This window comes from Streptomyces sp. NPDC040610 (assembly GCF_055594065.1).
The window spans coordinates 80,259-105,466 of record NZ_JBVIXA010000005.1 but is presented as its reverse complement, the minus strand read 5'-3'; the positions used below and the strand labels follow the sequence as shown (position 1 = coordinate 105,466).

The 25,208-nt window shown below is 74.2% G+C and carries 21 protein-coding genes; 12 read left to right on the top strand and 9 right to left on the bottom strand.

The features are described from left to right. Positions 1 to 80: 80 nt before the first annotated feature. The 4 genes from ACZ6AA_RS19225 to ACZ6AA_RS19210 are packed head-to-tail and all read left to right on the top strand — an operon-like array spanning position 81 to position 4,094. A complete protein-coding gene (locus ACZ6AA_RS19225; RefSeq protein WP_468457362.1) occupies positions 81 to 1,079 on the top strand; it encodes a FecCD family ABC transporter permease in 999 nt (332 codons plus the stop codon). Next, a complete protein-coding gene (locus ACZ6AA_RS19220; protein ID WP_468481270.1) occupies positions 1,076 to 2,209 on the top strand; it encodes a FecCD family ABC transporter permease in 1,134 nt (377 codons plus the stop codon). Before ACZ6AA_RS19225 ends, ACZ6AA_RS19220 begins: the two co-directional genes overlap by 4 nt. Beyond that, a complete protein-coding gene (locus tag ACZ6AA_RS19215; RefSeq protein ID WP_468457366.1) occupies positions 2,206 to 3,123 on the top strand; it encodes an ABC transporter ATP-binding protein in 918 nt (305 codons plus the stop codon). The genes ACZ6AA_RS19220 and ACZ6AA_RS19215 overlap by 4 nt, the downstream gene beginning before the upstream one ends. Then, a complete protein-coding gene (locus tag ACZ6AA_RS19210) occupies positions 3,120 to 4,094 on the top strand; it encodes an ABC transporter substrate-binding protein (RefSeq protein ID WP_468457368.1) in 975 nt (324 codons plus the stop codon). Before ACZ6AA_RS19215 ends, ACZ6AA_RS19210 begins: the two co-directional genes overlap by 4 nt. 61 nt (positions 4,095 to 4,155) lie before the next feature. Here ACZ6AA_RS19210 and ACZ6AA_RS19205 read toward each other — a convergent pair whose 3' ends face one another. Further along, positions 4,156 to 5,403: a hypothetical protein gene (locus ACZ6AA_RS19205; protein ID WP_471459054.1), complete on the bottom strand. Its 1,248-nt coding sequence runs from the start codon at positions 5,401 to 5,403 to the stop codon at positions 4,156 to 4,158. A gap of 281 nt (positions 5,404 to 5,684) precedes the next feature. Here ACZ6AA_RS19205 and ACZ6AA_RS19200 point away from each other — a divergent pair, with 281 nt between their 5' ends. After that, on the top strand, positions 5,685 to 6,602 hold the full coding sequence (locus ACZ6AA_RS19200; RefSeq protein ID WP_468457372.1) for a trypsin-like serine peptidase: 918 nt from the start codon (positions 5,685 to 5,687) through the stop codon (positions 6,600 to 6,602). A 119-nt stretch (positions 6,603 to 6,721) separates the two neighbouring features. Further along, positions 6,722 to 9,175 carry a helicase-associated domain-containing protein gene (locus ACZ6AA_RS19195; RefSeq protein WP_468457374.1) on the top strand — a complete coding sequence of 818 codons (2,454 nt, stop codon included), beginning with the start codon at positions 6,722 to 6,724 and terminating at the stop codon, positions 9,173 to 9,175. A 1-nt stretch (position 9,176) separates the two neighbouring features. Here the strand turns inward: ACZ6AA_RS19195 and ACZ6AA_RS19190 are convergent, their stop codons facing one another. Next, positions 9,177 to 9,371 carry a hypothetical protein gene (locus ACZ6AA_RS19190; RefSeq protein WP_468481266.1) on the bottom strand — a complete coding sequence of 65 codons (195 nt, stop codon included), beginning with the start codon at positions 9,369 to 9,371 and terminating at the stop codon, positions 9,177 to 9,179. Between the two features lie 161 nt (positions 9,372 to 9,532). Here ACZ6AA_RS19190 and ACZ6AA_RS19185 point away from each other — a divergent pair, with 161 nt between their 5' ends. Continuing rightward, entirely contained in the window at positions 9,533 to 11,176 is a 1,644-nt protein-coding gene (locus ACZ6AA_RS19185) for a DNA repair helicase XPB (RefSeq protein WP_468457378.1), read from the top strand. A gap of 203 nt (positions 11,177 to 11,379) precedes the next feature. Here ACZ6AA_RS19185 and ACZ6AA_RS19180 read toward each other — a convergent pair whose 3' ends face one another. Beyond that, a complete protein-coding gene (locus ACZ6AA_RS19180; RefSeq protein ID WP_468457380.1) occupies positions 11,380 to 11,589 on the bottom strand; it encodes a hypothetical protein in 210 nt (69 codons plus the stop codon). A 369-nt stretch (positions 11,590 to 11,958) separates the two neighbouring features. Between ACZ6AA_RS19180 and ACZ6AA_RS19175 the strand changes: the two genes are divergently transcribed. Beyond that, positions 11,959 to 14,007, top strand: coding sequence for a HelD family protein (locus ACZ6AA_RS19175; protein ID WP_468457382.1), 2,049 nt, complete (start codon positions 11,959 to 11,961; stop codon positions 14,005 to 14,007). A 60-nt stretch (positions 14,008 to 14,067) separates the two neighbouring features. Here ACZ6AA_RS19175 and ACZ6AA_RS19170 read toward each other — a convergent pair whose 3' ends face one another. Then, positions 14,068 to 14,757: a copper homeostasis protein CutC gene (locus ACZ6AA_RS19170; protein WP_468481264.1), complete on the bottom strand. Its 690-nt coding sequence runs from the start codon at positions 14,755 to 14,757 to the stop codon at positions 14,068 to 14,070. Positions 14,758 to 14,930: 173 nt separating this feature from the next. After that, complete coding sequence (locus tag ACZ6AA_RS19165) at positions 14,931 to 17,237, bottom strand: heavy metal translocating P-type ATPase (protein ID WP_471459050.1); 2,307 nt, start codon at positions 17,235 to 17,237, stop codon at positions 14,931 to 14,933. 145 nt (positions 17,238 to 17,382) lie between these two features. Between ACZ6AA_RS19165 and ACZ6AA_RS19160 the strand changes: the two genes are divergently transcribed. Further along, entirely contained in the window at positions 17,383 to 18,333 is a 951-nt protein-coding gene (locus ACZ6AA_RS19160) for a hypothetical protein (RefSeq protein ID WP_471459048.1), read from the top strand. A gap of 46 nt (positions 18,334 to 18,379) precedes the next feature. On the opposite strand, the gene ACZ6AA_RS19155 is transcribed toward ACZ6AA_RS19160, so the two are convergent. Then, positions 18,380 to 19,060: a maleylpyruvate isomerase family mycothiol-dependent enzyme gene (locus tag ACZ6AA_RS19155; RefSeq protein ID WP_468457390.1), complete on the bottom strand. Its 681-nt coding sequence runs from the start codon at positions 19,058 to 19,060 to the stop codon at positions 18,380 to 18,382. 240 nt (positions 19,061 to 19,300) lie between these two features. Between ACZ6AA_RS19155 and ACZ6AA_RS19150 the strand changes: the two genes are divergently transcribed. The 3 genes from ACZ6AA_RS19150 (at position 19,301) to ACZ6AA_RS19140 (ending at position 22,398) form a co-directional block, all read left to right on the top strand. After that, positions 19,301 to 19,948: an HD domain-containing protein gene (locus tag ACZ6AA_RS19150; RefSeq protein WP_468457391.1), complete on the top strand. Its 648-nt coding sequence runs from the start codon at positions 19,301 to 19,303 to the stop codon at positions 19,946 to 19,948. 9 nt (positions 19,949 to 19,957) lie between these two features. After that, positions 19,958 to 21,058 carry a GNAT family N-acetyltransferase gene (locus ACZ6AA_RS19145; protein WP_471459046.1) on the top strand — a complete coding sequence of 367 codons (1,101 nt, stop codon included), beginning with the start codon at positions 19,958 to 19,960 and terminating at the stop codon, positions 21,056 to 21,058. A gap of 113 nt (positions 21,059 to 21,171) precedes the next feature. After that, on the top strand, positions 21,172 to 22,398 hold the full coding sequence (locus tag ACZ6AA_RS19140) for a Cmx/CmrA family chloramphenicol efflux MFS transporter (protein ID WP_468481261.1): 1,227 nt from the start codon (positions 21,172 to 21,174) through the stop codon (positions 22,396 to 22,398). A gap of 23 nt (positions 22,399 to 22,421) precedes the next feature. On the opposite strand, the gene ACZ6AA_RS19135 is transcribed toward ACZ6AA_RS19140, so the two are convergent. From ACZ6AA_RS19135 to ACZ6AA_RS19125, 3 genes are read right to left on the bottom strand one after another with little or no spacing between them, the layout of a single operon-like run. Continuing rightward, positions 22,422 to 22,955, bottom strand: a complete 534-nt coding sequence (locus ACZ6AA_RS19135; RefSeq protein WP_471459044.1) for a hypothetical protein — start codon at positions 22,953 to 22,955, stop codon at positions 22,422 to 22,424. Further along, positions 22,952 to 24,514 carry an ATP-binding protein gene (locus ACZ6AA_RS19130; RefSeq protein WP_471459042.1) on the bottom strand — a complete coding sequence of 521 codons (1,563 nt, stop codon included), beginning with the start codon at positions 24,512 to 24,514 and terminating at the stop codon, positions 22,952 to 22,954. The genes ACZ6AA_RS19135 and ACZ6AA_RS19130 overlap by 4 nt, the downstream gene beginning before the upstream one ends. A gap of 2 nt (positions 24,515 to 24,516) precedes the next feature. Continuing rightward, positions 24,517 to 25,206 carry a response regulator gene (locus tag ACZ6AA_RS19125; RefSeq protein ID WP_468457401.1) on the bottom strand — a complete coding sequence of 230 codons (690 nt, stop codon included), beginning with the start codon at positions 25,204 to 25,206 and terminating at the stop codon, positions 24,517 to 24,519. Positions 25,207 to 25,208: the final 2 nt, after the last annotated feature.

The following is a 25,208-nucleotide window of genomic DNA, read 5'->3' as shown; positions in this document are numbered from 1 at the left end:
CCGCGGATCCCCGGCGGGGAACCCGGCCCCGCTTAGACTTAGCCAAGCCTTACCAGCCCCTGCGAAACGAGCCCCAGCCGATGCGTGTGTCCGTCAGACGGGCTGTCGCGATGACGGCGGCCGTCGTGGCCCTGCTGCTCGCGATCCTGTTCAGCCTCGCCGTCGGCGCCCGCGCGATCGCGCCCTCCGCCGTCCTCGACGCCCTCCTGCACGGCGGGCACAGCGACGCCGCGGAGGTGATCCGGGAGCTGCGGGTGCCCCGCACCGTCATCGGCGTGATGGTCGGCGCTGCCCTCGCCGTCGCCGGGACCGCCCTGCAGGGCATCACCCGCAACCCCATCGCCGACCCCGGCATCCTCGGCATCAGCCAGGGCGCCTCCGTCGGCGTCGTCCTCGCCATCGCCTACGCGGGCGTGCACACCCTGACCGGCTACGTCTGGTACGCCTTCGCGGGCGCCGGGATCGCCTCCGTCGCCGTGTACGCCATCGCCAGCAGCGGGCGCGGCGGCGCCACCCCGGTCAAGCTCGCCCTCGGCGGCGCCGCCATCAACGCCCTGCTCGTCTCCGTCACCACCGCCGTCCTCACCACCAAGGCCTCCGCCCTGGACGAGTTCCGCTTCTGGCAGGTCGGCTCGCTGTCCGGCCGCGACGCCGACATCGCCGCCCAGATCTGGCCCTTCCTGCTCGTCGGGCTCCTCCTCGTGCTCTTCGTCGCCCGCGGCCTCGACGCCCTCGCCCTCGGCGAGGACGTGGCCAAGGGCCTCGGCCAGAAGGTCGCGACGGTACGCGTCGTGGGCGGCCTCGGCGCCACGGTCCTCACCGCCGTCGGCGTCGCCGCCGCCGGACCCATCGCTTTCATCGGCCTCGCCGTCCCGCACATCGCCCGCGCCATCATCGGCAGCGACCACCGCTGGGTCCTGCCCCTGGCGGCCCTCCTCGGCCCGGTCATGCTCCTGGTCTCCGACACGGTCGGCCGCGTCGTCTTCCCGCCGAGCGAGGTCCCGGCGGGGGTCATGACGGCTCTGATCGGGGTGCCGTTCCTGGTGACCCTGGTCCGCAGGAAGGCGGTGGCGGCATGACGAAGACCGACGACCGATCCGCTTCCGGCCACCCGGCCGCTGCCTCCACGCGCCCTGCCCCCGGTGCCGGGCAGCCGTACCGCGCCCGTCCCCCCGGCTACGCCGTCCTCCGGTTCAGGAAGGCCGCCTTCCTCCTCCACCGCCGCTCCGCCGTCGTCGCGCTGGCCCTCGGCCTGGCCCTCGCGGGCGCCTGCCTGGCGTACCTCTGCGTCGGCGAGACCTTCGTACAGCCCGTCGAGGCCCTGAAGGTCGTCTTCGGCCACCCCTCCCCCGACGAGCTGGTCGTGGGCACCCTGCGCGAGCCACGGATGACGGTGGGCCTCCTCGTGGGCGCGGCCTTCGGCGTCGCGGGCGCCCTCATCCAGACGGTCGCCCGCAACCCCCTGGCCAGCCCGGACATCATCGGCATCAGCCAGGGCGCGAGCGCGGTGACGGTGGGAGCGATGACGTACGGCGTGACGTCGTACACGCTCCTGCCGTACCTGTCCGTGGCCGGAGGCATCCTCGCCGCCCTGCTCGTGTACGTGTTCGCCTGGCGAGGCGGCCTGCACGCCACCCGCTTCGTCCTCATCGGCATCGGCTTCGCCATCGCGCTCCGCTCGGTCACGACGCTGTTCATGACGAAGGGCGACTACCTGGTCGCGCAGCAGGCGCAGATCTGGATGACGGGTTCGCTGAACGGCCGCGGCTGGCCGGAGGCCGACCCGCTCGCCCTGACCCTGCTCGTACTGCTCCCGTTCGTGGCCTGGGCGGCCCGCGCCCAGCGCACGGCCGCGATGGACGACGACACGGCGACGGCCCTCGGCGTGCGCCTGGGCCGCGTCCGCTTCGGCCTGGTCCTGCTCGGCGTGGTGCTCGCGTCCGTGGCGACGGGCGCCGCGGGCCCGGTCGACTTCGTGGCCCTGCTCGCCCCGCAGATCGCCCGCCGCCTCACCCGCACCGCCCAGATCCCGCTGCTGAGTTCGGCCCTCCTGGGCGCGCTGATCGTCGTCCTCGCCGACCTGCTCGCCCGGAAGCTGTTCGCGCCGACGGAGCTGCCGGTGGGTGTCCTCACGGCGGCCGTCGGGGCCCCGTATCTGATCTGGCTCATCATCCGCAGTCGTTCCGTACGCAATGGAGGCACCGCGTGACCGCCCCCGCCCCCGCAAGCACGGCGGCCGCCCGCCTCACGGCCCGCGAGCTGACCCTCGCGTACGAGGACCGCACCGTCGTGCACGACCTGGACCTCGCGATCCCCGACGGCAAGGTCACCGTCATCGTCGGCCCGAACGCCTGCGGCAAGTCCACGACCCTGCGGGCCCTCGGACGGCTCCTGAGGCCCAGGAGCGGGGCCGTCCTGCTCGACGGCGAGGCCCTCGCGAAGCTGCCGACGCGGCACATCGCCCAGCAGGTCGGGCTGCTCCCGCAGACGCCCGTCGCCCCCGAGGCGATCACCGTCGGCGACCTGGTGGCGCGCGGCCGCCAGCCGCACCAGCGCTGGTGGCAGCAGTGGTCCGACGCCGACGAGACCGCGGTGACCGAGGCGATGGAGCGCACCGACGTGGCGGCGCTCGCCGAGCGGTCCGTGGACGAGCTGTCGGGCGGGCAGCGCCAGCGCGTGTGGATCGCGATGGCGCTCGCGCAGCAGACGGACATCCTCCTCCTGGACGAGCCCACGACCTATCTGGACATCTCCCACCAGGTCGAAGTCCTCGATCTGGTGCGCCAGTTGGCCGCGCCCACGCCGGAGGGCGACCGGGGCAGGACGGTCGTGGTCGTGCTGCACGACCTGAACCAGGCAGCCCGGTACGCCGACCACCTCGTCGCCATGAAGGAGGGGCGGGTGGTCGCCCGCGGAACGCCCGCGGAGATCGTCACCGAGGAACTCGTGCAGGAGGTCTTCGGCCTGCACTGCGTGGTCGTCCCCGACCCGGTGACGGGCTCGCCGCTGGTGGTGCCGGGCACGCCCTGGCAGCCGCCGGCCACCGGGAGGTCCGCGGCCCCCGCTGGGCCGTCGGCTCCCTCGGACAAGAAACCACCCCTCGACGAAAGGCCCACGTCATGACTGGTTTCCCCCGTCGCCGCGCCCTCACCGCGGGCGCCCTCGCACTGTCCGGCGCCCTCGCCCTCACCGCCTGCGGGTCCGACTCGGACGACTCCGGCGGCTCGGGGTCGGGTTCGGGCAGGACGCACACGGTCAAGACCGCCATGGGCGACGTGAAGGTGCCCGTCGAGCCGAAGCGGGTCGTCGTGCTCGACACCGCCGAGCTGGACTCCGCGATCACCCTCGGCGTGAAGCCGGTCGGCGCCACGCACGTCGAGGCGGCCGAAGGGTTCCCTGGCTATCTGCCGAAGGACGAGGTCGCGGGCATCAAGGACGTCGGGGAGATGCTGAACCCCAACATGGAGGTCATCGCCGGTCTCAAGCCCGACCTGATCCTCACGTCCAAGATCCGGCACGGGGCGAAGTACGACCAGCTCAAGCAGATCGCGCCGACCGTGATGACGGAGACCACCGGCTACCCCTGGAAGGAGAACTTCCAGACCCACGCCGACGCCCTCGGCAGGAAGGCCGAGGCGAAGAAGGCCGTCGCCGACTACACCGCCCACGCCAAGAAGGTCACGACGGCCGTCGGCGGCCCCGCGAAGGCCAAGGCGACCGAGGTCAACGTCGTCCGCTTCGTGGAGGGCGCGGACATCCGCGTGTACGGCGAGCAGACGTACGTCGCCACGATCCTCAAGGACGTCGGGCTCGGCCGGCCGCCGCTGGCGAAGAAGGCCAAGGACGGGTTCTCGTACGACCTGAGCCCCGAGAAGATCGACATGGCCGACGCGGACGTCATCTTCCAGTCCACGTACGGCGATCCGGAGAAGTCCAAGCAGACCCGGACCGTGCGCAGCGGGCTGTGGAAGAACATGCAGGCCGTGAAGTCCGGCAACGTCCACGTCGTCGACGACGAGTTGTGGATCCAGGGCATCGGCTACACGGCCGCCGCGAAGATTCTGGACCAGATGCAGGCCGACCTGACGAAGTAGCCTTCCGGCCGCCCGGGTTCGGCTCCCGGGCGGGCGCGGGCCCGCCTTCGCGGGGGCGGCGCTAGTCCGCCGACGGCCGTCGCCGCTGCGCCCTCCACACCAGGAAGAGCGCGGAGGCGACGGCCGCCCCGCGGACCACCCACGGCCAGGTGTCGGCCACCGCCTCGTTCATGTGCCCCTTGACGATGGGCTCGCCCCACTTGCCCTGCGAACGGCCCCACAGCCAGGCGATGCCCGACGCGATGGCGAGGCCCGGCACGACGAACACGCCGACCTTCCGCTCCGCCGGGCTGAGCTTCCGCGAGAACCACGCGACGACCCAACCGCCCGCCAGCGCGAACCAGTTGCCGATGACGGCGCCGACGACGAGCGCGATCGCCGCGAGGAGCGGGACGGGGTTGGCGAGGGCGCGGGCGAGACCCGCCTTCGCGTTGGCGCCCTTCGCCACCGGGGCGGGCTCGTCCTCCTCGGCGGTGTCCTCCTCGGGGAGGGCCTTCGCGGCGGGTGCGAGGAGCCGTCGCAACCGGCTGCGCGGGGCGGCCTCGACGGCTTCGCCCTCGCCCGCTTCCTCCTCCGCCCCCTCCTCTTCGGCCCCGTGGACCTCTTCGTCGTCGTACTCGTCCCCGTACTCGTCCTCGGAGTCCTCGGTCCCCGGCGCGCCGGGCCCCCGCTTCGCCATGCTCACCGAAGGGCGCTTCAGCATCTCGGGGATCTCCACCCCGCCGACGAAGCCGGGCACGGTGTCCTTGCCCGCCGCCGGTGAGCTGTCGACGCGCCACCAGTCCGGCTCCAAGTCGGCGCCGGTGACGCCCAGTTCGTCCGTGCCCGCGAGGTGCGGGGGCGCGGGGCGGGGAGCGGGCGGCGGGGCGGCGGGGCGGCGCCTGGCGGGGCGGGCGGGGCGGGACTTCGCGGGGCGGGGGAGGCGTTCGGGGGCCGGGGGCTCGGGGGCGGGGCGCGCGGGGTTGTCCGTGGCCGCGGGGCGCTGCGTCGCCGGGCGCGGGCGGGGCCGCGGGACGACTCGGCGCAGGCGGCCGGTCTGGGGTTCCGCGCGCTGTTCGGGGATGGCGGCGCTGATGTCGTCGGGGTTGTCGGCCGCCGCGTCGACCAGTTCGTCGGGGGTGCCGAGGCCGTCCAGGATGCGGCGGATCGCGGCGGGGCTGTCGGCGGCGCCCGCGCGGCGGCGGTCGATCTCGCCGCGCAGCCCGGAGACGAGCCGCATCCGGGTGCCGGACGGCAGTTGGCGCTGCTGGGCCACGTCGCCGACGCGGCTCAGATAGTCGAAGACGAGCTGGTCGCTCTCGATCCCCACGAAGTTCCCTCCGGGGCTGCGGTGTTGTGGCCCGACCTCGACGTTACCGTGATCCGCGGCGCCCGGCGCCCCTGCCCCCGAGGCGGCCGCACCGCCCCGGCCGTCCCCCCGTCCGTCGCATGCTTCTGCCACGGACCTCTGTCACGAACTTCTGTCACAGAACGACGACAGCGCCAACCGAACACACGTGTTCCCCGTTCTTGTAGAGCAGCCCGACACCTTCTGTTCGTTGATCGCTGTTCGCCGTTCGCCGCCCGCGCCGAGTTGAGGAGACCCCCGCCATGACCGCCACACCCCCTTCCCTGTTCCGGCGCCTTCGTGGCCGCGCCAAGGGGCTCGCCGTGGCCGGTGCGGCCCTGGCCGTCGCCGCGCCCGTCGTGGTGACCGCCGCGGCCGGTCAGGCAGGTGCCGCCGCCGACCCGACCTCCGCGCTGAAGTTCACCGCCGCGGAGCGCAAGGACGCCCTCGCGTACTGGACGCCCGCCCGGATGAAGGCCGTCGGCAGGTCCGTGGACCTCGGCCCGTCCGGCCCGAAGGCCAAGCCGTGGCAGGGCCCCAAGCTCAAGACCGTGGGCCGCCTGTTCTTCGTCAACTCCGGCGGCGCCGACACCTGGTGCACGGCCACCGCCGTGAAGAGCGCCAACCGCTCCGCCGTGATGACCGCCGCCCACTGCGTGCGCCGGGGCTCCTCCCCCGTGAACACCAACATCGAGATGGTGTTCGTACCCGGCTACCACCAGGGCAAGGCGCCCCACGGCGTGTTCCCGGTCCGCCAGGCCATCACCCCGCGCGCCTGGGAGACGGACTCCACCGACGACATGGCCACGCTGGTCGTCGCCCCCGACAAGAACGGCAAGAAGCTCACCGACGTCGTGGGCGCCCGCGCCGTCGCCTTCGACCGCCCCGTCGGCGGCACCGTCTCCGCCCTCGGCTACTCCGCGACCCGCCCGCAGCGCGGCGAGTCCCTGCTGCGCTGCGTCGGTACGGCGAAGAAGGAGCACGGCACGCAGGCCATCCCCTGCGACATGTCCGGCGGCTCCAGCGGCGGCCCCTGGTTCGCCGACTTCAACGCGAGCACCGGCCGGGGCACCCTGATCTCGGTCAACAGCGCGCTGGACTCCCTGGAGCCGACGAAGATGTACGGAGAGGTGTTCGGGGGGCTGGCCAAGAAGGTGTACGACCGGGCGCAGCACGCCTGACGCGGCGGGCGGGACACCTGAACCGGTGCCCGCGCCGCGCCTGAAGCCCGGCCCCGCACGGTGCCGCGCGGGCGCCCGCCCCGGCCCGGCCCGGCGGGCGACCCGCTACCGTGGCGAGGATGAGCACCCCGGACGCCCCCCGTTCCCTGGCGGAAGCCCTCCGGGCGAGCGACGACGCGGCCATGGTCGCGTTGTTGCGGACCCGGCCGGACCTCCTGACGCCGGTCCCGAACGACCTCACGCAGCTCGCGACGCGCGCGGGCACGCGGGCGTCCGTCGTGCGCGCGCTCGAACGGCTGGACCGGTTCGCGCAGCAGGTCGCGGAGGCGCTGGCGGTGGCGCGGGAACCGGCGACGTATCCGGAGCTGCTGGGGTTGCTGGCGGGGGACGACGGGGCGACGGGTGGGGGCGGGGCCGACGCGGCCTGGGCCGACGGGGCCGACGCCGCCGGAGTGCGGGGCGCCCTCGACCGCGCGCTCGCCACGCTGCGCGGGCAGGCCCTCGTCTGGGGCGGCGACGACCGTCTCCGCCTGGTCCGCACCGCCCGCGAGCTGCTCGCCCCGACCCCGCAGCGGCCGTCCCCGACGGGCCTCGGGCCGACCGTCGCGGAGGCGATGGCGGGGATGTCGCCGGGGCGGGTGCAGACCCTGGTCGCGGCGGCGGGGCTCGCCGCGACGCACGACGCGGTGTCGGCCGTGGAGGCGCTGACGGCGCTGTTCACCGACCGCAAGCGGATGGCGGCGCTCCTGGACGAGGCGCCCGCCGAGTCCGTGGAGGTCCTGTCGCGGCTCGTGTGGGGGCCGCCGTACGGCCAGGTCACCGCCGAACCGGCGGCGCACCTGCGCTGGCTGATCGACCGGGGCCTGCTCCTGCCGACCGCGCCGGGCACCGTCGTGCTGCCCCGGGAGGCGGCCCTGCACCTGCGCGGGGGCCGCGCCCACCGCGTACTGGAGGCGACCGCGCCGCCCGTCGAGGCCGCGCGCGAACACCGTCCACAGGTTGTGGACGCGACCGCCGCGGGCCAGGCGCACATGGCGCTCGCCACCGTCGAGGAGCTGCTCAAGGACTGGGACGAGGGCGGGCCCGCGGTGCTGCGGGCGGGCGGCCTGAGCGTGCGCGACCTGAAGCGGACCGCGGTGGCCCTCGACGTGCCGGAGCCGCAGGCCGCGTTCTGGGTGGAACTCGCGTACGCCGCCGGGCTCCTCGCGGCCGACGGCGAGGCCGACGAGCGGTACGCGGCGACGCCCGCGTACGACACCTGGCAGGAGCTGCCCGCCGCCGAGCGCTGGGCCCGCCTCGCCACGGCGTGGCTCACCGCGACCCGCACGGCGGGCCTGGTCGGCGGCCGCGACTCCAAGGACCGCACCCTGTCCGCGCTCGGCCCCGGCCTCGACCGCTCCGCCGCCCCCGAGGTGCGCCACCGCGTCCTGACCCTCCTCGCCGACCTCCCCGAAGGCTCCGCCCCCGCCCCCGACTCCCTCCTCGCCCGCCTCCGCTGGGAACGCCCCCCTGGCGCGGGCGCCTCCGACCTGCGGGCCCGCCTGGCCACCTGGACGCTGGACGAGGCGGAACTCCTCGGTGTGACGGGGCGGGGCGCACTCGCGTCCCACGCCCGCGCGCTGCTGGCCGCGGGCCCGGAGGCGGGCGAGGCGGACGCCGCCCGGCTCCTCGCCCCCCTCCTCCCCGAACCCCTCGACCACGTCCTCCTCCAGGCCGACCTCACGGCCGTCGCGCCGGGGCCGCTGCGGCGGCCGCTCGCCGACGCGCTGACCGTGCTCGCCGATGTCGAGTCGAAGGGCGGGGCGACCGTGTACCGGTTCACGCCCGGCTCCGTGCGGCGGGCGCTCGACGCCGGGCAGAGCGCGTCCGACCTGCACGCCTTCCTCGCCGCGCACTCCCGTACGCCGGTCCCCCAGCCCCTCACGTACCTGATCGACGACGTCGCGAGAAAGCACGGCCATCTGCGCATCGGCGCCGCGTCCGCGTACGTCCGCTGCGACGACGAGGGCGTCCTCAACGAGATCCTCGCCGACAAGCGAGCCCAGGGCCTGCGCCTGCGCCGCCTCGCCCCGACCGTCCTCGCCACCCAGGCCGACCCGGCCGCGCTCCTCGACGGCCTGCGCTCCCTCGGCTTCGCCCCGTCCGCGGAGAGCGCCGAGGGCGACGTCCTCATCACCCGCACCCACAGCCACCGCACCCCGCCGCGCACCCCGCCCGAGCCGGTCCCGGACGGCCCGCCGCTGCCCGACACCACCCTCATCGACGCCGCCGTACGCGCCATCCGCGCCGGCGACCTCGCCTCCACCACCCCCCGCAAGACCACCACCCCCGACACCGGCGAACTCCCCCGCACCACCCCCGCCGAGACCCTCGCCACCATGCAGGCAGCCGTCCTCACCGGCGAGACCCTCTGGATCGGCTACGTCAACGCCGAAGGCGCCGCCAGCCAACGCGTCATCGCCCCCGTCCGCGTAGAGGGCGGCTTCGTCACGGCCTACGACCACACGGCCGACGAGGTCCGCACGTATCCCCTGCACCGGGTCACGGGGGTCGCGGAACTGGCGGACGACTGAGTCAGGACGACGCGTTCCCCGTCAGCAGCAGCACCAGGAACACCATCACGCCGAGCGCCTCCAGGATCGGCTTGGCCAGCAGGAGTGCGGTCGTCAGCAGGGCCGCGGTCAGCGTCGCCGTCAGGGCGAGGGTGCGCCGTGGGCTTCGGGGGGTCGGGGGTGCGTACCACTGGGGGCGGCCGGGGCGGGTGTTCATGGGGACAGCCAAGCCGTCGGGGCGGGGGTGCGACACCGTGCGGGTACTCAGGCGGCGGGGCCGCGGCCGTGTGTTCGTACTCAGGCGCCCCAGCAGGCAGCCGCCGTCCGGGCGGGGATGCGGCACACTGGATGTTTGGCCTAGCGAAAGGGCACCCCCTGGTGAACGGACCGCTCATCGTCCAGTCGGACAAGACTCTGCTTCTTGAGGTCGACCACGACCAGGCCGACGCCTGCCGCCGCGCGATCGCCCCGTTCGCGGAGCTGGAGCGTGCGCCGGAGCACATTCACACGTACCGCGTCACGCCGCTCGGCCTGTGGAACGCGCGGGCCGCCGGGCACGACGCCGAGCAGGTCGTGGACGCCCTGGTCGAGTTCTCCCGGTATCCCGTGCCGCACGCCCTGCTGGTGGACGTGGCCGAGACCATGGCGCGGTACGGGCGCCTCACGCTCAGCAAGCACCCCGTGCACGGGCTCGTGCTCACCTCCACCGACCGGCCCGTGCTCGAGGAGATCCTGCGGTCCAAGAAGGTCCAGCCGCTCGTCGGCGCCCGGATCGACCCGGACACCGTCGCCGTGCACCCCTCCGAGCGCGGCCAGATCAAGCAGACCCTCCTCAAGCTGGGCTGGCCCGCCGAGGACCTCGCCGGGTACGTCGACGGCGAGGCCCACAAGATCGACCTGCGCGAGGACGGCTGGGCCCTGCGCCCCTACCAGCGCCAGGCCGTCGAGGGCTTCTGGCACGGCGGCAGCGGCGTCGTGGTGCTGCCCTGCGGCGCCGGCAAGACGCTCGTCGGCGCCGGTGCCATGGCCGAGGCCAAGGCCACGACCCTCATCCTCGTCACGAACACCGTCTCCGCCCGGCAGTGGAAGCACGAGCTGGTCAAGCGGACCTCCCTCACCGAGGACGAGATCGGTGAGTACAGCGGTACGAAGAAGGAGATCCGGCCCGTCACGATCGCCACGTACCAGGTGCTGACGACCAGGAGGAAGGGCGTCTATCCGCACCTGGAGCTCTTCGACTCCCGGGACTGGGGGCTCATCGTCTACGACGAGGTGCATCTGCTGCCCGCGCCCGTCTTCAAGTTCACCGCGGACCTGCAGGCGCGGCGGCGGCTCGGTCTCACGGCGACGCTGGTACGTGAGGACGGGCGCGAGTCGGACGTCTTCTCCCTCATCGGGCCCAAGCGGTTCGACGCGCCCTGGAAGGAGATCGAGGCCCAGGGGTACATCGCGCCCGCCGACTGCGTCGAGGTGCGCGTCAATCTGACGGACAGCGAGCGGCTCGCGTACGCCACCGCCGAGGCCGAGGAGAAGTACCGGTTCTGCGCGACCACCGCGACCAAGCGGAAGGTCACCGAGGCGCTGGTGCGCAAGCACCAGGGGCAGCAGACGCTGGTCATCGGGCAGTACATCGACCAGCTCGACGAGCTGGGTGAGCATCTCGACGCGCCCGTCATCAAGGGTGAGACCACCAACGCCCAGCGCGAGAAGCTCTTCGACGCCTTCCGCCAGGGTGAGATCTCCGTGCTCGTCGTCTCCAAGGTCGCCAACTTCTCCATCGACCTGCCCGAGGCGACCGTCGCCATCCAGGTGTCCGGGACGTTCGGGTCCCGGCAGGAGGAGGCACAGCGGCTCGGGCGCGTGCTGCGGCCCAAGGCCGACGGGCACGAGGCCCGCTTCTACTCCGTCGTCGCCCGGGACACCATCGACCAGGACTTCGCCGCGCACCGGCAGCGGTTCCTGGCGGAGCAGGGGTACGCGTACCGGATCCTGGACGCGGATTCGGTGCTGGCGGAGGAGTAGCGGGCGGGCGCGAGGAGCGCGGCGAACGGCGGGCGCGAGGAGCGCGGCGAACGGCGGGCGCGAGGAGCGCGAAGCCGGTGCGGGAGGTGGCAAAAAGGAGGATTACGGTCACCGCGGTGGGTGACGAAGGGGTGACAGTACGTCGCTTCGCGACGGTGGCCACGGACAGCGGCGGGAAGCGCGGCCGGCGGCGGGGAGCGCGGTCAGCGGCGGCGGACACCCGCCTCTTCCGCGTACTCGCCGAGGACGGCCACGCCGAACGCCGCCGTGGCGAACACCTTCGCGGCACGCAGGGTGGCGCCGAGGCGGTGCGGGCGGTGGGTGTCGGAGAAGGCCGTCGCGCCGGGGGCGGGGCGGGGTCCGGGGAGCTTCGGGGCGGACAGGGACGCGGGGGTGAAGGTTGCGCTGCTCATGTCTCCATGGTCGGTTTCGCGGGGCCCGCGCACATCGGCCTGCGGGGGTAAACGTCGGCGTCCGCCGGTAGGACTCGGGGGTCATGGGCGGCCTCCGCCGGTAGGACCGCCGGGGGTCTGCCCGTACGCCTCGGGAGGGACGCGCGGGGACGCCCGCCCTCAGGGTTTTCTCGGGGGTGCGTCAGGGTTTGCCGCCCTCGACGCCTCCCGGGTCCCGCCCCGCCGAAAAACCGTTTGGCCCGTCCCACCCCCCTGACTAGGATTCCCCCTTCCCGCCTCCCGCCCTGTTGGAGCGCCGCCGCCCGGCCGGAAACCGGCGGCCCTGAGCCACGCACCGAGCACATCCCGCACCCGCCGCCGGAGGCCCCCGTGAACGCCGCGCCCCCAGACCCCCTTGCCCGCGAACAGGCGCACCTGACCGCGTCCCGTGCCGCGCTGCGCGCCATGCGCGAGGACGCGGAGTCCCTGGACATCCGGGACGTGACGGCGAACTGGGTCAACGCGGAGGTACTGCAGGGCCAGATCGACGAGCGCATCAAGGCCCTGGCCGACCTCTCGCACACACCGCTGTTCTTCGGCAGGCTGGACTTCCTGCACGCGCCCGGCGCGGACCAGGCCGAGGGGGCGGACGGCGAGAGGTTCTACATCGGGCGACGGCACGTGCACGACGCCGACGGCGACCCGATGGTCATCGACTGGCGCGCACCCGTCTCACAGCCGTTCTACCGCGCGTCGAAGAAGGACCCGCTGGACGTCGGCCTCCGCCGCCGGTTCGGTTACACCGGCGGCGACCTCACGGCGTACGAGGACGAGCACCTGACGGACACCACCGAGGCCGAGCAGGTCAGCAGGCTGCTCCAGGAGGAGATCGAGCGGCCGCGCGTCGGCCCGATGCGGGACATCGTCGCGACGATCCAGCCGGAGCAGGACGAGATCGTGCGCGGCGGCCTCGGCGGGTCCGTGTGCGTGCAGGGCGGGCCCGGCACGGGCAAGACGGCGGTCGGCCTGCACCGGGTCGCCTACCTCCTCTACGCCCACCGGGAGCGGCTCGCCCGCACCGGCACGCTGGTCATCGGGCCGAACCGCTCCTTCCTGCACTACATCGAGCAAGTGCTGCCCGCGCTCGGCGAGTTGGAGGTGCGGCAGGCGACGGTCGCCGACCTCGTCGCGCATGTCGAGGTGCGCGGCACGGACGAGCCGGAGGCCGCCCTGATCAAGGGTGACGCGCGGATGGCGGAGGTGCTGCGGCGGGCGCTGCGGTCGCACGTCACGATGCCGAGGGAGGCGATCGTGGTGGTGCGCGGGTCGCGGCGCTGGCGCGTACCGGCGTACGAGTTCGAGGAGATCGTCGGGGAGTTGCTGGCCCGCGACATGCGGTACGGGGCCGCGCGCGAGGCCCTGCCGCAGCGCGTCGCGCACGCCGTGCTCGTACAGATGGAGCGGTCCGGGGAGGCGCCGGACGACCGGGTGCAGGACGCGGTGGCGCGCAACGCGGCGGTGAAGGCGGCCGTCAAGGCGGTGTGGCCGCAGGTGGATCCGGCGCGGCTCGTGCTGCGGCTGCTGGGCGACGCGGAGTTCCTGGCGGAGCACGCCGAGGGGCTGCTCTCGGAGGCGGAGCAGAAGGCGGTGCTCTGGGCGAAGGCGCCGCGTACACCGAAGAGCGCCAAGTGGTCGGCGGCGGACGCCGTCCTGATCGACGAGGCGGCGGACCTGGTGGCCCGTACGCACTCGCTCGGGCATGTCGTCCTCGACGAGGCGCAGGACCTGTCCCCGATGCAGTACCGGGCCGTCGGGCGGCGCTGCACCACCGGGTCCGTGACCGTGCTCGGCGACCTCGCGCAGGGCACCACGCCGTGGGCGACGCCGAGTTGGGACGAGGCGCTGGCCCATCTGGGCAAGTCCGACGCCGTGGTGGAGGAGCTGACGGCCGGTTTCCGCGTGCCGCGCGAGGTGATCGCGTACGCCTCGCGGCTGCTGCCCGCCATCGCGCCCGGCCTCGCCGAGGTCAGCTCGGTGCGCCAGTCCCCCGGCTCCCTGTCCGTACGCCACGTCGACGACCCCGACGCGGCCGCCCTCGCCGCCTGCGCCGAGTCCCTCCGCCACGAGGGGTCCATCGGCCTCATCGCCGCCGACCACCGCGTCCCCGCCCTGGCGGCGGCACTCGCCGAGGCCGGGGTCACCCACCTCTCCCCCGGCGAGGAGACCACCCCCGACACCCGCCTCACGCTCGTCCCCGCGTCCCTGGCGAAGGGCCTCGAATACGACTACGTGGTCCTGGACGAGCCCGCGGCGGTGGTGGCCGCCGAACCCGACGAACGCACCGGCCTGCGGCGCCTGTACGTGGCGTTGACGCGGGCGGTGTCGGGGCTGACAGTGCTGCACTCGACGCCGCTGCCGGAGGTGCTGGCGACGGCGTGACGTGGCGGTCGGCCGGAGCCGGAGCGTGCCGGTCGGCCTGGCCCGCCCGGGGGGGGCGGGTCAGGCGTCCAGCGCCCGCCGCCAGGCCGAGACGGCCTCCGCCGAGACCGGCGCGTCCCACCCGTCGGGCCGGGCCGCCCCGCCGATGTGGAAGGCGTCGAGCCCGGCCGCGCGGAGTCCCGGCACGTGGTCGAGGCGGAGGCCGCCGCCGACGAGGATGCGGGGCTCGTACCCCGGCTCCCCGGAGCGCGCGGCCTCGGCGAGGAGCGTGGGCAGGCCCTCGTCGACACCGGCGGCGGCACCGGCGGTGAGGTAGGTGTCGAGCCCGGGCAGGTCGGCGAGCTGCTTGCGCAGGGCGTCCCGGTCGGCGGCCCGGTCGATGGCCCGGTGGAACGTCCACCGGCACCCGTCGAGGACCTCCACGACCGCGTCGACGGCGGCGACGTCCGCGCCGCCCGCCTCGTCGAGGAAGCCGAGGACGAACTCGTCGGCCCCCGCGTCCCGCAACTCCCGCGCCCGGCGCGCCAGCACGGCCACGTCCCCGGCGGCGAACCCGTCGGCGAGCCGCAGCATGACGCGCAGCGCGATGTCGACGGAGGAGCGGATCTCCGTGAACGTCGCGACGGACGGCGTGAGCCCGTCCGCGGCCATGTCGGTGACCAGCTCTAGGCGGTCCGCACCTCCGGCCTGGGCGGCGACCGCGTCCTCGGCGTCGAGGGCGATCACCTCCAGGAGCGCGCGCTTGCTCATGGATGTCTTCCTTCTGGAGTCGGGGCCGACTGTGGGCTGACGTCGTGCGGAGCGCCGACTACAGAAACACAGGTCTAGTCCAATTACCAGGGTACGCGCAGATCACCCCGGCGCGAATCGAACCGCACCGGGGTGATCAGGCCACGAACCGAGTTGATCAGGCCACAGCAGTGTCAGCTCAGCGGCTTGAACCCGCGCAGCCGCAGGCTGTTGCCGACCACGAAGACCGACGAGAACGCCATCGCGGCGCCCGCGATCATCGGGTTCAGAAGTCCCGCCGCGGCCAGCGGCAGCGCGCCGACGTTGTACGCGAAGGCCCAGAACAGGTTGGACTTGATGGTGCCGAGGGTGCGGCGCGAGAGCCGGATGGCGTCGGCCGCGGCCCGCAGGTCGCCCCGGACGAGGGTCAGGTCGCCCGCCTCGATGGCCGCGTCCGTGCCCGTGCCCATGGCGAGCCCGAGGTCGGCCTGCGCGAGCGCCGCCGCGTCGTTGACGCCGTCGCCGACCATCGCGACCGAACGCCCCTCGCCCTGGAGCCGCTTGACCACGTCGACCTTGTCCTGCGGAAGCACCTCGGCGATGACGTGCTCCGGCGCGATGCCGACCTCGGCGGCGACGGACCGCGCCACGGCCGCGTTGTCGCCGGTGAGCAGGATCGGTGTGAGGCCGAGGTCGCGCAGGCGGCGGATGGCCTCCGGGCTGGTCTCCTTGACGGCGTCGGCGACTTCGAGGACGGCCCGCGCCTCGCCGTCCCAGGCGACCGCGATGGCCGTACGCCCGGCCGTCTCGGCCGCGTCCTTGGCCCGCTTCAGCCCCTCCGGCAGCTCCATGGCCCACTCGGCCAGCAGTTGCTCACGGCCCACCAGGACCGCGTGCCCCTCGACGATCCCCTGCACCCCGAGCCCGGGGACGTTCGCGAAGTCCTCCGGCACCGGCAGCGCGCCGACCCGCTCGGCGGCGCCCGCCGCGACGGCCTGGGCGATCGGGTGCTCCGAAGCGTGCTCCAACGCGCCCGCGAGCCGCAGGACTTCGTCCTCACTCGTGCCCTCGGCCACGTGCGCGGCGAGCAGCGTCATCCGGCCCGTGGTGACCGTGCCGGTCTTGTCCAGGACGATCGTGTCGACGCGGCGCGTGGACTCAAGGACCTCCGGGCCCTTGATCAGGATGCCGAGCTGGGCGCCGCGCCCGGTGCCGACCATGAGCGCGGTCGGCGTGGCGAGGCCGAGGGCGCACGGGCAGGCGATGATCAGTACGGCGACGGCGGCCGTGAACGCGGCGGTGAGGCCCGCGCCGTTGCCGAGCCAGAAGCCGAGCGTGGCGACGGCGAGCGCGATGACGACGGGCACGAAGACGCCCGAGATGCGGTCGGCGAGCCGCTGGGCTGCGGCCTTGCCGTTCTGTGCGTCCTCGACGAGCCGCGCCATCCGGGCGAGCTGGGTGTCGGCGCCGACGCGGGTCGCCTCGACGACGAGGCGGCCGCCGACGTTCAGGGTGGCGCCGGTGACGGCGTCGCCGGGGGCGACCTCCACGGGCACGGACTCGCCGGTGAGCATGGAGGCGTCGACGGCGGACGAGCCCTCGACGACGCGCCCGTCGGTGGCGATCTTCTCGCCGGGCCGGACGAGGAAGTGGTCACCGGCCTTCAGCTCGCCGACCGGAACAGTCTCTTCCCGCCCGTCCCGCACCACGGTGACGTCCTTGGCGCCCAGTTCGAGCAGCGCCTTCAGGGCCGCGCCCGCCTTCCGCTTCGACCGGGCCTCGAAGTAGCGCCCGGCGAGGATGAACGCGGTGACCCCGGCGGCGGCCTCCAGGTAGATGTTCGCGGCGCCGTCGCTGCGCTCGATGGTCAGCTCGAAGGCGTGCGTCATGCCGGGCGTCCCGGCCGAGCCGAAGAACAGCGCCCACAGCGACCACAGGAACGCCGCCGACGTACCGACCGATATCAGCGTGTCCATGGTGGCCGCGCCGTGCCGGGCGTTGGTGACCGCCGCCTTGTGGAAGGGCCAGGCCGCGTACGTCACGACGGGCGCCGCGAGCGTCAGGGACAGCCACTGCCAGTACTCGAACTGCAGTGCCGGGACCATCGCCATCGCGATGACGGGCACGGAGAGCACGACGGCGGTGATCAGGCGCTCCCGCAGCGGCCGCAGCGCGGCGGCGTCGGCGTCCTCGCCGCCCGCCTCGCCCACTCCTCCCCCGCCGGGCTCCGCGCTCGGCGGGGCGGGCTCCTTGGCGGTGTACCCCGTCGCCTCGACGGTGGCGATCAGGTCGGCCACGGCGATGCCGTCGCCGTCGTAGGTGACCTTGGCCTTCTCGGTGGCGTAGTTGACGGTCGCCGCCACGCCGTCCATGCGGTTGAGCTTCTTCTCGATGCGGGCCGCGCACGAGGCGCAGGTCATGCCGCCGATGGAGAGTTCTACCTCCGTGGTCCCCGCCGCCTGCGGGGAGCCGGTGGGCCGGGTGGACTGCGTGGTCGACATGTCAGCCGCTCTCCTCCTGCCCGGCATACCCGGGCCCGGTATCGCTTACGAGTCCATGTATACCCCTGGGGGGTATCAAGACGCAAGCAGATCACCCTCGGGGCAACCGCTTGACTTCATACCCCCAGGGGGTATCGTCGTCGACATGAAGACCGGACTGAGGATCACCGCGTACGCCGCGGCCGTAGCGGCCGCCTTCACCGCCGCGTACGGCGTCGGCACGAACGTCGACACCGTGAGCAAGCCCGCGGCGCACAGCGAGAAGAGCGAAGGGGGGCACGGGAAGGACGGCGGCAGGCACGAGAAGCCCGCGGGCGCGGCCGCCGCACCGGCCGGGCTGCAGGTCTCCGACCAGGGGTACGCGCTCGACCTCAGGACCCCGCGTGCGAAGGCGGGCGAGCGCACCGACCTGCGCTTCACCGTCCTGAAGGAGTCCTCGGGGGCGCCCCTGAAGACGTACAAGAAGGACCACGGCAAGGAGCTGCACCTGATCCTCGCCTCACGGGACCTGACGACCTACCGCCATCTGCACCCCGCGCGTGCCGCCGACGGCACCTGGTCGGTCCCGGCGACGCTGCCGAAGGCCGGGGACTACCGCGTGTTCGCGGACTTCACGCCCCGGGGCGCCGACGCGAAGGTCACCCTCGGCACCGACCTGGCCGTGACCGGCCCGTACGCCCCCGGGAAGCTGCCGCCCGCGACCGCGACGGCAAAGGCCCCCGACGGCTACGAGGTGCGGCTGACCGGCGGGCTCACCCCCGGCAAGCCCCGCGAGGTGACCCTCCGCGTCACCCGCGACGGCAAGCCGGTCACCGACCTCCAGCCCTACCTCGGCGCCTACGGCCACCTCGTCGCGCTGCGCGCCGGTGACCTCGCCTACCTCCACGTCCACCCGAACGGCGAACCGGGCGACGGCGCCACGAAGCCCGGCCCCGAGGTGTCCTTCACGGCGACCGCGCCGAGCGCGGGGGCGTACCGCCTGTTCCTGGACTTCCGGCACGAGGGCGTGGTGCGGACGGCGGCGTTCACGGTGCGGGCGGGTGGGGCGGGGGCCCACGAGGCGGGGACCGGCGCCGAGTCGCCCCACGGCCACTGACCCGCCCCACCGGGCCGGCCTGACCTGCCGGGCCTCGACCTCGTCCTCAGCTGAAAATGCTCAACTCCTCCTGTGTCGCCCCCGCCAGTTCGAACTTCGCGTCGGACAGGGGGCGGCCCGCGTACAGGCGCACCAGCGTCGGGGCGTCCCCGATGTACCGGGCGGGCGGGCGGCTGCCGTCCGTCACGCCCAGGATCAACGGCTCGTCGTAGCCGTCGAGGTCCGCGTGCAGGGGCGGGGCCTCGGACTGCTTGCTGAACGCGGTGAGCAGCGGCAGCGCGTCGGCGAGTCCGGCGCCGCCGTACGCGCCCGGCAGGCCCCACGCGTCCCGTACGTCGCCCGCGTGCACCCACTCGCCGAGGGCGACACCGTCGAAGAGGCCCTTCGACGCGGCGATGGCCGCGCCCGCGTTCGTCATGCCGTGCTCCAGCTCGTCCACGATGCGGGAGGTGGGCCAGTGCGCGCGTTCGGCGATGTCCCGGTCGTTGCCCTCGGCGGTGAACACCCCCTCCTCGAAGCGGCTCTCGATCACTCGGCTCAGGGCGGCCGAGCAGTGCGCGAGCACGTCTCGGACTGTCCAGCCGGGGCAGCAGGTGGGGGTCGCGAACGCCTCGTCGGCGGCGGAGCGGAGGAGGGGGATCAGGGCGTCCCGCTCCGTACGCAGGAGCCGACCCGGGCGGTCGGATTCGTACGCTTCGTCGGGCGTGTTCGCGTCGTCGTACGTCATGGCGGCCAGCCAAGCGGGCGTTGCCCCGAAAGGCAACGCCCAGAAACGTTTTCCCCCCGACCGACGCACCCCCCAACCGGCCTGCGGCCTCGCGCCGGGGCCCCCGATCGCGCTGCGCGCTCGTCCTCAATCGCCGGACGGGCTCGGAGCGTGGTCGGAGGTGTGGTCGGCCCGGCCGCGCGGGGCACCCACCCCGTCCGGCGATCGGGGTGCGGTGGGGAGTGCCGCTAGGGTCGGGGGATGGCTGCAGAGGGTGTCGAAGGGCTTCGGGTTCGGTGGCGGGAGGCGCTGCTCGGGGCGCGGGGGCCGGGTCCGGGCCCGGACCCGGAGGCGTACGGGGAGAATCTGATCGCCCGGTGGGGCGAGGCGCACCGGCGGTACCACACCACGGACCACCTGCTCGCCGTCCTGAACCACATCGACACCCTCCACCCCCACGCGGACACCCCGCACTTGGTGCGGCTCGCCGCCTGGTTCCACGACGCGGTCTACGCCCCGGACCGCTCGGAGAACGAGGAACGCAGCGCCCGCCTGGCGGAACGGGCCCTGCCGGAGGCGGGCCTGCCCCCGGAGGCGACCGCGGAGGTGGCCCGCCTGGTCCGCCTCACGACCACCCACGACCCGGCGGAGGGCGACGCGAACGGCGAGGTCCTGTGCGACGCGGACCTCGCGATCCTCGCGGCACCCCCGGACGCGTACGCCACCTACGCGGCGGCGGTCCGCGAGGAGTACGCCTTCGTCCCCGACGAGGCGTTCCGCGCGGGCCGGGCGGAGGTCCTGCGCCAACTCCTCGCCCTGCCCCGCCTGTTCCGCACGGAGTACGGAGCGACCCACTGGGAGCCCCTGGCCAGGGAAAACCTGACGACGGAGCTGGACCTGCTCGCGTAGCCTCGCGCCATGCTCTTCAACGGCGGGGAACGCATCGACGAGGCGACGGCACACGCGGTGGCGGCGCTGCGCGCGGTGGCGACGACGGAGTACGACTGGACGGCGCCCGCGGGCGACCTGGAGTGGAGCTGCCTGGACACGGCGCAGCACATCGCGGAGGACTTCACGGCGTACGCGACGCAGCTCACCGGCCGCACCGCGGGCACCGGCGCGTACGTCCCCGTCGAGATGCGCCTTGAAGAGGGCACGGACGCGGACGGCGCGGTGCGCGTCGTGGAGGCGACGGCGGGCCTGCTCGCGGCGGTCGCACGGACCACACCGCGGGGCGTGCGCGGCTGGCACCCCTACCCGTCCGGCAGCGCGGACGCGACCGGCTTCGCCGCGATGGGCGTCGCGGAGCTGCTCCTGCACACCTACGACGTCCTGCGCGCCTTCGGCGTCGCCTACGCACCCCCTGCCGACCTGTGCGAGGCCCTCCTCTCCCGCCTGTTCCCGAACGTCCCCCCGGCCCACGACGGCGAGGACCACTGGCGCGTCCTGCTGTGGGCCACCGGCCGCGGCACCCGCGAGGGCCACGCCCGCCTGGACCGCTGGCGCTGGCACAACCCCCTGCTGCTGCCCGCGGGCCCCGTCGACCTGGTCGAGGTGTCCCCGGACGCCGCCGCCGACATCGCCGCGGGCGGCACGGGCGGCTTCGCCTGGGCCGACGACGGCCCGTCCGGGGGCACGCGCGGCGCGGCCGACCGCACCGCGAAGGCGTACGCCGCCGGGACGCACCGCCCCGAGTGGGGCATGTTCGCCGTCGTCCGCACCGAGGACCAGCGCGCCGTCGGCGCCATGGGCTTCCACGGCGTGCCCGGCGAGGACGGCTGGGCCGAGGTCGGCTACAGCCTGGTCCCCGCGGCCCGCGGCAACGGCTACGCCACGCGGGCCCTGCGCGCGCTCACCGCCTGGGCCCTCGCCCACCCCGACCACACCGACGTCCGGGGCCTGCGCGCCCTCTCCGACGTCGGGAACACCGCCTCCCACGGCGTCCTGGCCCGTGCCGGGTTCAGCCGCGCGGCCGATCGGGAGGACGCGGTGGTCTTCGAACACCCGCGCGACGCCTGACCGCGCCCCGGCCGACGCCCGACCGCGCCCGGCCACATCCCCGTCGACCGGCCCGCCCAACAGCGGGAATGCCCACACCTCCGAACGCGTTGGCGAAAAACGTGCCCTCTCGCATGCCCATAGCCGTCCACACCCTCGGCGTCGCCGTCTTCGCGCTCGGCACCAGTGAGTTCATGCTGTCGGGGCTGCTGCCCGCCGTCGCCGACGACATGAACGTCTCCGTGCCGCGCGCCGGACTGCTGATCTCCGCGTTCGCCATCGGCATGGTCGTCGGCGCCCCGCTGCTCGCCGCCGCCACCCTGCGGCTGCCGCGCCGAGCCACCCTCATCGCCCTGATCAGCGTCTTCGGCCTCGGCCAGATCGCGGGCGCCCTCTCCCCCTCGTACGCCGTCCTGTTCGCGTCCCGCGTCGTCAGCGCGCTCGCCTGCGCCGGGTTCTGGGCCGTCGGCGCGGCCGTCGCCGTCGCGATGGTGCCGGTGACACAGCGGGCGCGGGCCATCGCCGTCATGCTCGGCGGCCTCTCCCTCGCGAACGTCCTCGGCGTGCCCGCGGGTGCCTTCCTCGGCGACCACTTCGGGTGGCGCTCCGCCTTCTGGGCGGTCGCCGCGGCCTCCGCGCTCGCCCTCGTCGGCGTCGTCCTGCTCGTCCCGCGCATCGCCCCGCCCGCCGAACAGCCCGTCCTGCGGCGCGAACTCGTCATCTACCGCGACCGGCAGGTGTGGCTCGCCGTCGCCGTCGTCGCGCTCGCCGCCGGCGGGGTGTTCTGCGCGTTCAGCTATCTCGCTCCGCTCCTCACCGATGTCGCGGGGCTCGGGGAGAGCTGGGTGCCGGGGGTGCTGGCGCTGTTCGGGGTGGGGGCGTTGATCGGTACGGCGATCGGGGGGCGGGTGACGGATGGGCGGCTCTTCACCGTGCTGTTCAGTGGGATCGCCGCGTCCACCGTGTTTCTCGGCTCCCTCGCGCTGCTCTCCGCGAGTGCCGTCGCCGCGGTGATTCTTGCGTTTCTGCTGGGGGTGTCCGCCTTCTATACCGGGCCCGCGCTCAACGCCCGCGTCTTCGAGGTCGCGGCCGCGGCGCCCACCCTCGCGGGGGCCACCGCCACGGCCTCGTTCAACCTGGGGAACACGGCGGGGCCGTGGCTCGGGGGGACCGTCATCGATGAGGGGTGGGGGTATGAGTCGGCTGCTTGGGCGGGGGCTGGGCTCACCACGTTGGCGTTGGCGACTGTTGCGGTGTCCGTGCGGGTGCGGGGCTCTGCCGAGAGCTCCCCGATCCCGCCCCTTCCCGAAGCTGGGGGCTCCGCCCCCAGGCCCCCGCTCCTCAAGCGCCGGAGGGGCTGAGATCGCTCACCGACGCCACTTGTTCACTTCAGGAAGTCCGAGCACACGTACGTTCCCGGGCGGGCGTCGGCCCTCGGGCGGAGTGTGATGCGGATGTCGTCCGTCCGGGTCGTGCCCTTGGCGTCGGCCATCGCTCGGGCCCTTGCGATGCTGCAGACGAGTTGACCCTTGAGGTTGCGGTTCTCCACGGGGGAGCCGCTGAGTGCTCCTGCTGGGATGTGGACGGTGACCCTGCCGTCGTCGACGGTGGCGTCGTAGCTGCCGTCGTCGCCCAGCAAGGTGGTGAGTCCGGCGTCGCGTTCGGAGTCCACCGGGCCGACCAGGAGGTACTTGATGACGGTCTTGGGGTCCGTGACCCGGGACGCCGGGATGCCGGGGCGGGCGACGCCCTCCAGGCGGCCCGCCTGCGAGACGAAGTAGAGGCGCAGGCCCTTGGTGAGGCCCCCGGGTGCCTCGCCGCCGTCCAGGACGCCGGTGGGGCGGACTCCGCAGCCGGTGAGCAGTACGGTGGCCAGAGCCGCCAGGGCGAGGGACGCGCGCCTGGTCGTGGGCCTCACGCGTGGGCCTCCCTCGGGCGTCGCCACGGCAGCCGCAGCGTGAACACCGCGCCGCCGTCCGGGCGGTTGGCCGCCTCGATCGTGCCGCCGTGCAGGCGGGCGTTCTCCAGGGCGATGGCGGTGCCCAGGCCGCTGCCCTCGGAGCGGGTGCGTGCGGAGTCGGCCTTGTAGAAGCGGTCGAAGACGTGGGCGAGGGTCTCGGGCGGGAGGCCGGGGCCGCGGTCGGCCACCTCGACGGTCAGCCAGTCGCCCGCCGGGTCGGTGGCGAGGGTCAGGTTCACGGGGGCCGCTCCGTGGCGCAGGGCGTTGCCGACGAGGTTGGCCACGATCACGTCGACGCGGCGGCGGTCGACCATGGCCCGGACGCCGGGGGGCAGTTCGGTGCGTACGCGGTCGGTCAGGGCCCGCAGGGACAGCGAGGCGGCGACGGCTTCCGCGAGGTCGGTGGGGGTGAGGTTGAGGCGGGCGGCGCCCGAGTCGAAGCGGGACATCTCCATCAGGTCGTCGACGAGCCGGGAGAGCCGCGCCGTCTCCTCGCTGACGGTGCGGGCCGCGTGGGCCGAGTCCGGCGGCAGCGCGTCCGCGTCCTCGTCGAGGACGGTGGCGACCATCGTCATCGCGGCGAGCGGGGTGCGCAGTTCGTGCGAGACGTCGGCGACGAAGCGCTTGGCCCGTGCGTCCTGTTCGCGGAGTTCGGCGACGGACGCCTCCAGGGCGTCGGCGGTCTTGTTGAAGTCCCTCGCCAGGTCGGCGAGTTCGTCGCGGCCCCGGACGCGTACCCGGGAGGTGAGGTCTCCGGCGGCGTGGCGGCGCGTGGCGCGGCCCAGTTCGCGTACCGGACGAAGGACCGTACCGGCGGAGAGCAGCGCGAGGACCGCGGCGAGCAGCACCACCGGCACGATGCCGTTCCGCACCGCGTCCAGGACACCGGCCGTCGCCTCGCTCTCCGCCCGCAGCGACGTGATGGCGAAGGCGTCGAGGCCCGAGGGCGCCGCGCCGTCGAACGTGACGGGGGTGCCCACGACCAGGTAGGGGCTGCCGTCGCGGTCGACCCGCTGGAAGCTCATGCGGTTGTGGGCGCGCACCGCCTCGCGCAGGGCGGGCGTGATCCGCGAGCGGTCGGCGGACGCGTCGGACGACACGGTGAGGGAGCGGTAGCGGGCCACGACCACGGCGTCGTCGCCGAGGCCGTCCGCGACGGTGGTGGCGAAGCGGGTCAGGGACACCTCGTCGGCGGGGACGTCGAAGTCCGCGGCGGCCTGCTCGACGCGGTTCTTGAAGGCGGTGCGCACCGCGTCCTGCTTGCGTTCGAGGACGGCGGTACGGGATTCGCGGTACGCGAGCGCGGTCGCCGTGACCGCGCTGACCAGGGCGATGAGGACGAAGGCCACGACGAGGCGGGTGCGGAGGCCGACGAGGCGCCGCAGCGCGCCGCGGGGGCCGCCTCGGGGGCGGGGCGGTTCGGCGGGGCGGCGGGAGTCGCCGGGCCCTGCGTCGGTACGGCTGCCCGCGGCACCCTCGGCCTCCGGCCCCCGCGCCCGCTCCTTGCGGCGGACCACCCTCACACCGGCCCGAACCGGTAGCCGAAGCCCCGTACCGTCTGGATGTAGCGCGGCCGCGCCGGAATGTCCTCGATCTTGGCGCGGAGCCTGCCCACCGCCGCGTCCACGAGGCGGGAGTCCCCGAGGAAGCCGTGCTCCCACACGGACTGGAGCAGCTGCTCGCGGCTGAAGACGTGCGCCGGGGACGCCGAGAGCTCCAGGAGCAGGCGCAGTTCGGTGGGCGGCAGGGCGATCGGCGCGCCGCGCTTGGCGACGGTGAGCCCGGCACGGTCGATGACGAGGCCCGCGTGGTCCTCGCCGCGTGCCGCCTGGGAGGGTTCGGCCCGGCGCAGCGCCGCCCGGATCCTTGCTTCGAGTACGGGCGCGGTCACCGGCTTGACCACGTAGTCGTCGGCGCCCGCCTCCAGGCCCCGCACGATGTCGGTGTCGTCGCCGCGCGCGGTCAGCATGATCACGGGCACCGTGGAGCCGCCCTCGCGCAGCCGTCGGCAGACCTCGAAGCCGTCGATGCCGGGCAGCATCAGGTCGAGCACGGCGAGTTCGACGGCCGTGCCCGCCGGGTCGGCGAGGAGGGCGAGGGCGTCCTCACCGGTGGCGGCCGTGGCGACGTCGTAGCCGTGCCTGCGCAGCACCAGTTCCATGCCGTCGCGCACGGACACGTCGTCCTCGATCAGCAGTACATGGGCCATGC

Excerpts from the sequence above, each read along its gene's own strand:
- ACZ6AA_RS19225 (WP_468457362.1), top strand. The coding sequence starts at position 81 with ATGCGTGTGTCCGTCAGACGGGCTGTCGCGATGACGGCGGCCGTCGTG.
- ACZ6AA_RS19220 (WP_468481270.1), top strand. The coding sequence starts at position 1,076 with ATGACGAAGACCGACGACCGATCCGCTTCCGGCCACCCGGCCGCTGCC.
- ACZ6AA_RS19210 (WP_468457368.1), top strand. The coding sequence starts at position 3,120 with ATGACTGGTTTCCCCCGTCGCCGCGCCCTCACCGCGGGCGCCCTCGCA.
- ACZ6AA_RS19200 (WP_468457372.1), top strand. The coding sequence starts at position 5,685 with ATGACCGCCACACCCCCTTCCCTGTTCCGGCGCCTTCGTGGCCGCGCC.
- ACZ6AA_RS19195 (WP_468457374.1), top strand. The coding sequence starts at position 6,722 with ATGAGCACCCCGGACGCCCCCCGTTCCCTGGCGGAAGCCCTCCGGGCG.
- ACZ6AA_RS19190 (WP_468481266.1), bottom strand. The coding sequence starts at position 9,371 with ATGAACACCCGCCCCGGCCGCCCCCAGTGGTACGCACCCCCGACCCCC.
- ACZ6AA_RS19180 (WP_468457380.1), bottom strand. The coding sequence starts at position 11,589 with ATGAGCAGCGCAACCTTCACCCCCGCGTCCCTGTCCGCCCCGAAGCTC.
- ACZ6AA_RS19170 (WP_468481264.1), bottom strand. The coding sequence starts at position 14,757 with ATGAGCAAGCGCGCGCTCCTGGAGGTGATCGCCCTCGACGCCGAGGAC.
- ACZ6AA_RS19165 (WP_471459050.1), bottom strand. The coding sequence starts at position 17,237 with ATGTCGACCACGCAGTCCACCCGGCCCACCGGCTCCCCGCAGGCGGCG.
- ACZ6AA_RS19160 (WP_471459048.1), top strand. The coding sequence starts at position 17,383 with ATGAAGACCGGACTGAGGATCACCGCGTACGCCGCGGCCGTAGCGGCC.
- ACZ6AA_RS19155 (WP_468457390.1), bottom strand. The coding sequence starts at position 19,060 with ATGACGTACGACGACGCGAACACGCCCGACGAAGCGTACGAATCCGAC.
- ACZ6AA_RS19150 (WP_468457391.1), top strand. The coding sequence starts at position 19,301 with ATGGCTGCAGAGGGTGTCGAAGGGCTTCGGGTTCGGTGGCGGGAGGCG.
- ACZ6AA_RS19145 (WP_471459046.1), top strand. The coding sequence starts at position 19,958 with ATGCTCTTCAACGGCGGGGAACGCATCGACGAGGCGACGGCACACGCG.
- ACZ6AA_RS19140 (WP_468481261.1), top strand. The coding sequence starts at position 21,172 with ATGCCCATAGCCGTCCACACCCTCGGCGTCGCCGTCTTCGCGCTCGGC.
- ACZ6AA_RS19125 (WP_468457401.1), bottom strand. The coding sequence starts at position 25,206 with ATGGCCCATGTACTGCTGATCGAGGACGACGTGTCCGTGCGCGACGGC.